9 protein-coding genes are annotated in these 7935 nt (G+C 69.6%); 1 reads left to right on the top strand and 8 read right to left on the bottom strand.

All coding sequences use genetic code 11. The annotated features are described in order from the left end of the window. Positions 1-428, top strand: a 428-nt coding sequence (locus JNN06_RS06190) for a L,D-transpeptidase (RefSeq protein WP_291238722.1), incomplete at its 5' end; no start/stop codon positions are given. 75 nt (positions 429-503) lie between these two features. Here the strand turns inward: JNN06_RS06190 and tssI are convergent. The 8 genes from tssI to JNN06_RS06150 form a co-directional block, all read right to left on the bottom strand. Further along, complete coding sequence (gene tssI, locus JNN06_RS06185; RefSeq protein WP_291238721.1) at positions 504-2516, bottom strand: type VI secretion system tip protein TssI/VgrG; 2013 nt, start codon at positions 2514-2516, stop codon at positions 504-506. Next, a complete protein-coding gene (locus JNN06_RS06180; protein ID WP_291238720.1) occupies positions 2513-3526 on the bottom strand; it encodes a hypothetical protein in 1014 nt (337 codons plus the stop codon). The genes tssI and JNN06_RS06180 overlap by 4 nt, the downstream gene beginning before the upstream one ends. 1 nt (position 3527) lies before the next feature. Beyond that, complete coding sequence (locus JNN06_RS06175; protein ID WP_291238719.1) at positions 3528-3965, bottom strand: DUF6484 domain-containing protein; 438 nt, start codon at positions 3963-3965, stop codon at positions 3528-3530. Between the two features lie 9 nt (positions 3966-3974). Then, entirely contained in the window at positions 3975-4760 is a 786-nt protein-coding gene (locus JNN06_RS06170; RefSeq protein ID WP_291238718.1) for a hypothetical protein, read from the bottom strand. Next, on the bottom strand, positions 4753-5793 hold the full coding sequence (locus tag JNN06_RS06165; protein WP_291238717.1) for a type VI immunity family protein: 1041 nt from the start codon (positions 5791-5793) through the stop codon (positions 4753-4755). Before JNN06_RS06165 ends, JNN06_RS06170 begins: the two co-directional genes overlap by 8 nt. Further along, complete coding sequence (locus JNN06_RS06160; RefSeq protein ID WP_291238716.1) at positions 5786-6631, bottom strand: tail fiber domain-containing protein; 846 nt, start codon at positions 6629-6631, stop codon at positions 5786-5788. Before JNN06_RS06160 ends, JNN06_RS06165 begins: the two co-directional genes overlap by 8 nt. A gap of 10 nt (positions 6632-6641) precedes the next feature. After that, positions 6642-7169 carry a DUF4150 domain-containing protein gene (locus tag JNN06_RS06155; protein ID WP_291238715.1) on the bottom strand — a complete coding sequence of 176 codons (528 nt, stop codon included), beginning with the start codon at positions 7167-7169 and terminating at the stop codon, positions 6642-6644. Further along, positions 7166-7935, bottom strand: a 770-nt coding sequence (locus JNN06_RS06150; RefSeq protein ID WP_291238714.1) for a hypothetical protein, incomplete at its 5' end; no start/stop codon positions are given. The genes JNN06_RS06150 and JNN06_RS06155, both read right to left, overlap by 4 nt.

Here is a 7935-nt window from a genome sequence, read left to right as displayed (position 1 = left end):
ATGCCGAATATGCGGGCGGCCTGCCGGGCGGGTTGATCAACCCGCTGGGCGCGCGGGCGCTGTATCTGTATCGCGGCGGGCGTGACACCTATTTCCGCATCCATGGCACGCGCGAGAATGCCTCGATCGGCAAGGCCACCTCGGCGGGCTGTATCCGGCTGTTCAACCAGGATGCCATCGACCTGTATGGCCGGGTGAGTCTGGGCACCAAGGTGCGGGTGCGGACCCGCGAGGAATCGGAGCGGCTGGAAGGCAAGTGGCTGGATAATGAGGATGGCTATCTGATCCCCTACAGCGCGGGGATGGAAGATGAAATCCTGCGCCGCAAGGCCGCGAAAGAGGCGGCTGAGGCCGCTGCCAAGCAAGCGGAACTGGCCAGCGCCGACGCCGCGCGCGAGGCGCAATTGACCGGCCAGCCGCAGGGCTGATCCTTCCGCCAGAGGAAGCAAAGGCCCGGCTGTGCCGGGCCTTTTCGTTTGCGGCGGGCCTGCGCGTGCGGCGGCTCAGTTATGCTCGATCTTCGGGCCTTTCACCTTCACGCCCGCGCTGCCCTTCACGTCGATCTGCTTGCCGCTCAGCTTGATCGAGCCGTCTTTCTTCATCTCCAGCTTGGCGGCGCCGACTTGCAGGATGAAGGCGTCGCCCACCTCGATGGCGAGGATCTTGCCGATGGTCTCGGAGGCATTCTGCGCCACGCTGGTCGTCATCGAGGCGCCGGTGGTCACCGCGATGGGGCCGCCCACGGTCAGCATATGCGCCCCGCCCACGGTGCGGCTGCTGACGGCGCCGATGGTCTCTGTCAGGGCGGCGCCGACGCTCAGCGTCATCATCGCGCCGATGGTTTCGCTGTGCGAGACGCCGACACTGACCGTCTTGCTGGCCCCCACGGTTTGCGAGAATTGCGCCCCGATGGTCTCATCATGGTTCACGCCCACGGTGATGGATTTGCAATTGCCGACGGTCTGGCTCCAGTTGTTCACGATCTGCTCGCTATGGTCGTGCAGCGTGGTTTCGTTGCGGTCATACTGGGCATGGATATGGATTTCCTCGGCCCCGGCCTTGTCCTCGAAGCGCAGCTCGTTATGGCCGCGCCCCTGATGGGTATCGGATTTGAAGGTGGTGCGGGTCTTGTTGGCGGGCAGGTCATAGGGCGGGCGGTTCTGGCCGTTATAGACGCAGCCGGTGACAAGCGGCTTGTCGGGGTCGCCTTCCAGAAACTCCACCACCACCTCCATGCCGATGCGCGGAATCACCATGCTGCCCCAGCCATTTCCGGCCCAGGCCTGACTGACCCGGCAGCGCATGGATTGCGCTCCCGCCAGATCCCAGTGAAAGCGCACGAGAATGCGCCCGTGTTCGTCGCAGTCGATCTCGCCCGCGCCCACCACCATGGCGGTTTGCGGCCCCAGAACCAGCGCAGGTGGAGTTTTCAGCTCGGGCATCAGCGGCGCCTTGGCGGGCATCAGCAGATAGGTGCCGCTATAGGCGCGGCCATCGCTGGCCTGCGCGCCGGTGCCGTAACTGTCTGACACATAGCTGTGCCGCGCCGAGAGGCAGAGGAAATCCTCGCCATGGCCGGGCACGAAATCGCCCTCCAGCGTGACGCGCTTGCCCGCGGTGAGCGCCGCGATGTCGCCCGCCGCCGCATAGCGGTGATCCTGCCCGCGCGCGCCTTCCAGCCGCTTGCGGGCCACGCCGCGGCCCTGCCCCTGATCCAGGTAATCGCCCGGATAATCATAGCTTTCGATCTGGCCCTGCGCATAGGCGGCATCGCCGGTCCGCGCGGCCTCCATCGCGGCCATCGGGGTCTTGAAATTGTAATCGGTCAGCCGGATGCTGCCGGTGGTCAGCCGCCGCGCCGGGCGCCAGTCGCTGAAATGCTCCACATCCTCCAGATGCGCGCCTTGCGCGGGGTGGAAGGGCCGGGGGCCGATGCTGCCATGCGCCTCGGCGGCATCGGTCAGCACCATCAGATGCGCCCCCTCCTGATGGGTGAAGTGATAGGAGATGCCAAAGCGCTCCATCATCCGGCAGCAAAAGGCGAAATCGGTTTCGCGATATTGCACGGTATATTCCAGCACCGGGTAATCGCCCGCCAGCTTGAGGTCGGCCTGCCCGCCGCCCGCGTGATCGGCCAGCACCTCTTGCAGGATCTGCACCACGGTCTTGTCGTGGAAAATCCGCTGGTTGCGGCGCAGGGTGGCCAGATGGAACCAGGGTTTCAGCGTCAGCCGGTAGCGGTGGCCGTTCTCGCCGGGGCCAAGCCAGCGCGCCTCGGCCACGAGGCCATCGAACGGGTGTTCGGTGCCATCCGTCCCCAGCAGGGTGACGGTGGCATGGGTGCCGATCAGCGCGTCAAACTCGATGGCGGGATCGGCGGCGAGGCAATCGACATGGTATTCAAACAGCGCATTCAGCGCGTCGATGCCTTCAAACCGTTGCAGCACCAGCACATCCGGCCCCAGCACGGTGGACAGTCGCCCCATGCGCGAGGCCTGTTTCAGAATCGCATTCATGATGGGTCACCTTGCGTTGCAGGAGGGGAGAAGCCTTTGGAGATCATCGGAAAGGGCGCGGCGGGCGGCGCCAGATCGGTGGCCCCATGGTCGTGGCGGGCCAGCGCGCACAGCCAGGGGTAATCGCGCAGGAGGCCGGTGGCGGCCTTGCGCCGCAGCCGGGCCGGGGTGGCGGGGCCGCCCAGCACCAGGCGGGAGCCGGGCGGCCAGCCGGGATGCGCCTGCCACCACGCCGCCAGCCGGTGCGACAGGGGCGCGGGCGCGGGCGGCGGCGCGGCGCCATAGGGATCGGGCAGCGGCGCGCGGTCGGGCAGCGGCAGCAGGGCCTCGGGCGGCTGGCCCAGAATGCGGCGCAGCGCCTCGGCGGCAGTGGGGGCCTGCGCCGGGTCATCCAGCAGCGCAGCCAAAGCGGGCACCTGCGCCGCCGCCCCCGCCCAGCCCGCCCCTGCCCAGCCCGCCGCCGGATCGGCGGGGGCCGTGGCCCAATCGGCCATCGGGCGGGCCAGAGCCGCCGCCAGCACCGGGTCCGACGGCGGCGCGTGTTGGCCCAGCATCTGCCGCAAGGCCGCAATCACCGGCGCCCAGACCGGCCCGGCCCCGCTGAGCCATGGGAGCAAGCCCGCCGCATAGCCCGGCCCATGCCAGCAAAACCCTGCCGCCGCCGCCTCGGCGCCCTCTGGCGCGATCCGCGCCGCCAGCGCGGCCAAGCGGGGTTGCAAATCCTCGGCGCAGGCCAGAAAGGCCAGCGCGGTCAGCGCCTCGGGCGCCTCCTCGGCCTGCGCCAGCGCCGTGCGCCAGCCGGTCGCCCCGGCATGGCGCAGCCCGTGCAGATGCGCCTCCAATTGCAGATCAAGGGCGCGCAGATCGGCCATGGTGGCACCCTCGGCCTGCCATAGGGCGGCGCGGCGCAGAGTGGCGATGGCGGCCTCATCGGCATGTTGCTGCACCAGAAGCGGGATCACCGCCGGAGCCGCCGCCGGGGTCGAGAGGGGGATCGCCGCCGCCTGCATCTCAGTTCACCTTCACCGCGCCGCCCGCGATGCGGTTCACGCCGCGCGCCAGGCTGAGGAGATATTCGCCGCGCAGCTGCACCCGCCCCTCGGCATCCAGACTGACCGAGGCCTTGCCGCAGCGCAGAACCAGCTTGCGGGGGTGGCTGATCACCGTCTGCTCGGCATCGCTGCTGATGGTCAGATCGCCCAGACCCGGCAGCGCCGCCATGCGTCCCATCACGATCGGGCGCGCGGGGTCGCCCGCCTCGAACATCAGCGCCACGGCATCGCCCGCCACCAGCGTGTCGGGCGCGGACAGGCTGCGGGCCAGCACGGGGGTGGGGCTGAGCGGATGGCTGACCAGCGGCCCATCGTCTTGCAGCGACAGGATATGGCCCACCACCACGCCCTCAATTCGGGGGGCCTCGGACAGGGGTGCAGGTTTCGGCTGCGGCATCGGAACCTCCTAGCGGATGGTCATGCGGGTGACGCCCAGATCGCGCCCCTCGCCGGTGTGAAAGCAGGTGATCAGCGGCACGAAGGCCGCCTCGTCGCAGGCAAAGGCGATCTCGATGCCCTGAAACAGCAAGGTGGGCGCGGTCAGCACCGCCAGATCGGGCAGGATACCCGCATCGCGCGGGCTGTGGCGCGCGCGCGGATAGGCGCCCAGCGCCAGCAGGCGCACCCAGCGATCCATGATGGCATAAAGCCGTGCAAGGCTGGCCTCATCGGGCGGGGCGGCCAGTTCCAGCTCCAGCCAGCGCTCGCGCTCGGCCAGATCGGGGGTCTGGTGATCCAGCGTGAACAGGGTGGCGCGGGGCGGCGGCGGATAGGGCAGGGCGCTCAGGTCGCAGTCGGATGCTGCATCTTCGCTGCGCAGCGAAAGCCGGGTCAGGCCGCGCGCGACCAGCAGATTGGCAAGGATGCGCCAGAGGCCGGGCGCGAGGTTCTGCGCCGTCACCTGCCAGATCTGGCGCGGGCCTGTGGCGTCGAAGTGCGTCTGGTGCAGGATCAGCGCGGGCGGGCCAGAGGGCGGGCCAGAGGGCGGGGCGCCGAACCAGCCATCGGCGATCATCCCGGCCAGCCAGTCCAGCGGGTCGGGCGTCACCTCGTCGGGGTCGGCGCCGGGCGCGGCATTGGCGGCAAACAGGCTGAGGCCCGGCCCCTCGGCCTCGATCCACAGAGTGTGGACGGCCTGGCCGGGGTCCAGCCGCAGGGTGACATGATCGGAGGGGCGGGGATGGTCAATCATCGGGCCGCTCCAAGGCTTCCAGCCAGGCCTGTGCGGCATCATCGTCAAAGGTGGCGCCAAGGCCCGGCATTTCGGGCAGGCGGGCCGGGGCCAGCGCCCGCGCCACCGCGCGCCAGCCGGGCAAGCGGTCGCCGCGCGTCACATCGCCGATCAGCGGCACCGGCCCGGCCTCGATCTGCATAGCGGTGCCCAGCGGGGCCATCCGCACACCCGGCACCGCCTCCAGCGCGGCGGCGACGGTCTCGGCCCCGCCGCACAGCTCGCGCAGGGTGAGATCGGGCACGAGGGTCAGCCAATGGGCACGCTTGATGCGCGGCAGAAACCCGGCATGGCCCGGCCAGTATTTCAACAGCTTGCGCAGCACGGCGCCGGTGTGATCATAGCCCAGCCCCGGATGGCGGGCCAGCGCGGCGCCCAGCCCGCCCTGCATCGCCTGTTGCCACGGGCGCGGGCTGACGGCGTGGTCGTAGTTCAGCGCATAGCCCGCATACCCGCCCAGAAAACCCGCCTCCCGCGGCAAGGCCAGCCCGGCCAGCCAGCGCCGCAGCGCCGCCGGATCGGCGGCCAGCGGATGATCCAGCGGAAAGCTGGCGCGCAGCACGCTGACATGGGGGGTGAAGATCGCGCCGCGCTCCTCGTATTTGGCGCGGTTTTCCGCGATGGCGGCGGCGATGGCCTCGGGCGTGTCGGGTGGCGGCACGGCGGGGTGAAAGGTGATTTCCAGCTCGGCGGCGCTGGTGCCCTCAGAGCCGCCGCGCAGCAGGAACCAGTATTGCGCGCCGGGGCGCGGGCGGTCGAACAGGGCGGCGAATTTCGCTTCGGCCTTGGTGTCGAGCGGGCCGGGGCGCGTCATCTGGCCGGTCATGTGACGGGTGAGCCAAGGCGCCAGCGCAACGTGGGCCTGCGTTGCAAAATCGCGCAGGGCCTCGGGCGGGGCGTGGCGGGCATAGAGGCAGACCTCCAGACAGGGGGCGAGCAGGGCATGGCCCTCCACCTCCAGAGCCAGCGCGGCGAGGGTGTCGCGGTCAGTCATCCCGGCCTCCTTCCAGCGCCTCCAGCCGGGCGGTCAGCGCCGCGATCTGCGCCTGTTGCGCCTGAACCAGTTGCAGCAGGTAGAAGGGAAGGTCGGCGGCGCGCAGCCCGGTGAGGCCCTCGCCCTCGTGATACAGTTCCGGCAGGGTCTCGCGCACTTCCTCGGCAATCAGGCCCAGATCCTCAGGCCCGCCATGGCGCCAGCGGAAGCGCCGCACCTTCAGGGCCAGCAGGCGGTCGGCGCCCAGATCGGCCTCGTCGCCGATCGCCTCCTTGTAAGCGCGCGAGGAGGGCAGCGGCACAGGCATCGGGCCAAAGCCGGGAAAGGCGGGCAGCGGCGGCAGGGCGGGCACTCCCACCCCCGGCGCGGGCATCGGCATGATGAAGGGCATGCCATAGGGGCTGAGGCCCGGCACCGTCACCGGCACCTCCACCGACTTGGCCCCCCGGCCTTTGCAGTTGCAGGTCTCGGGGTCCAGCTTGGGGTCGTCATTCTTCAGGTCGGGGCTGTTTTGCTTGTTGATCTCGTTGTAATCATGCTTCTGGGTCTGGCCATTGCCGGCGCCGGGGCGGGTGCCCCATGTGTCCACCGTGCCATCCGAGCGGGTGAATTTCAGGTCGAACACCTTCTTGCCGCCGATGGTGAGATCGGGGCGGCGGATCTGTTCGGCATTGCCGCGCAGAAAGGAATTCAGCGCCGACCACCAGTTCGAGGTCCGCTCCCAGGTGCCGTTTTCCAAGAGGCGCCAGGGGCGCTGGAATTCCAGCCCCAGATCCTTGCCGGTGGCATCCTGATAGGCTTCTGCCGCATCCTTGAAACAGTCTTCTTTCGAGGTCATGGCCCCTCCCTCAGGCGATCATCTGGCCGACCGGCACCGGCTTCACAAAGCCGCCGCCATCATTGCCCGCATCGCACCAGCAAAAGATCTTGCACAGAATATCCTCCAGCTCGCCCAGACCGGGGATATTGCCCTGCCCCTCGGCCGGGCCGCCGGTATTGGGGGCATTGCTGTTCATCGACATCGGGTCGCTGAGGCGGGCGATGTTCTTGCCCTCGGCGAAGGTGTCAAAGCTGTAATTCACGAATTTCGCCTTGCCCTTGATGGTGCCCGACACCACGCCACCGCCCGCCGTGCCGGGTTCGTCGCCGGTGGAGGTGGCGAATTCCGAGGTCTTGACCGCGATCGGCTCGCCATCGACCTGCACCGTGGGCGTGCCCTTCACCAGATGTTTCGAGAAAGCGACGTTGACGTAAGGGATGGGCACCGGGCCGCCGGGGGTGGGGGTCTTGCAGACATCGGGCGGGCCGGAGACGATCACGCCATCGCTGTTCTTGTGGACGACGGTGAGGCCATTGACGCGGGTGGTGGGGATCATGCGGCTTCTCCTGTCGGGTGGTCTGCCGGGTGGTCTGTCGGGTGGGCTGAGGGGCGGGGTTCGGGCGGGGGCGGGCGGTGCAGCAGCAATCCCGCGCGTTCGGGGCCAAACTGGGCGGCACAGGCCAGCAGCGCGGTCTGACCCTCCGCCTTATGTCCGGGGCTGGCCCAGGGATGGCACAGCTCGGCGCTGGCAAGGGCGGTCAGCAGCACACCCGTCGCCGCGCCGATGTCGCCCCAGCCATCGGCGGGATGGCGCAGGTCCAGCGGATCGGCCAGCCGGGGGGCGTGGCGCAGCCAGGCGGTCAGCCATTCCTCGGCGCGCCAGTTCTGGCCATTATGGTCGATGAAGGTCACATCGGCGCGCAGATCTTTGGCATGGGGGGCCTCGGGCGTCAGAAGCCCGCCCAGAACCTGAGACAGACCGGCGCCCGTGGCGGGCTGGCCTGCATACCAGGGCGAGGGCTCGGCGGCAGTGGCCCCGGCCAGCACCTGCACCGCGCCCGGCAGGCCATGCCGGTGCAGGAACCCCGCGCTGGCCAGCAGGACAAAGCCCGCCGCCTCGCCGGGGATCAGGCCGCAGGGCACATCTTCGGCCTTCAGCTGGCGGTGGGTGTCGAGCCAGTCAAGCATCGCCACATCCACCGCCTCCAGCCCGCCGATCAGGCAGGCCTCGGCCCGGCCCGCGCGGATCAGCGCGCAGCCGGTGGCCAGCGCCGCCAGCCCACCCGGCTGCCCGGTGCAGGTGATCCCGCTGAGGGCGGGGT

The organism is Gemmobacter sp., from assembly GCF_016792925.1.
Classification (GTDB): domain Bacteria; phylum Pseudomonadota; class Alphaproteobacteria; order Rhodobacterales; family Rhodobacteraceae; genus Gemmobacter.
Note: the sequence above shows the minus strand (reverse complement) of the source record. Positions and strands in the feature narration are given on the sequence as shown.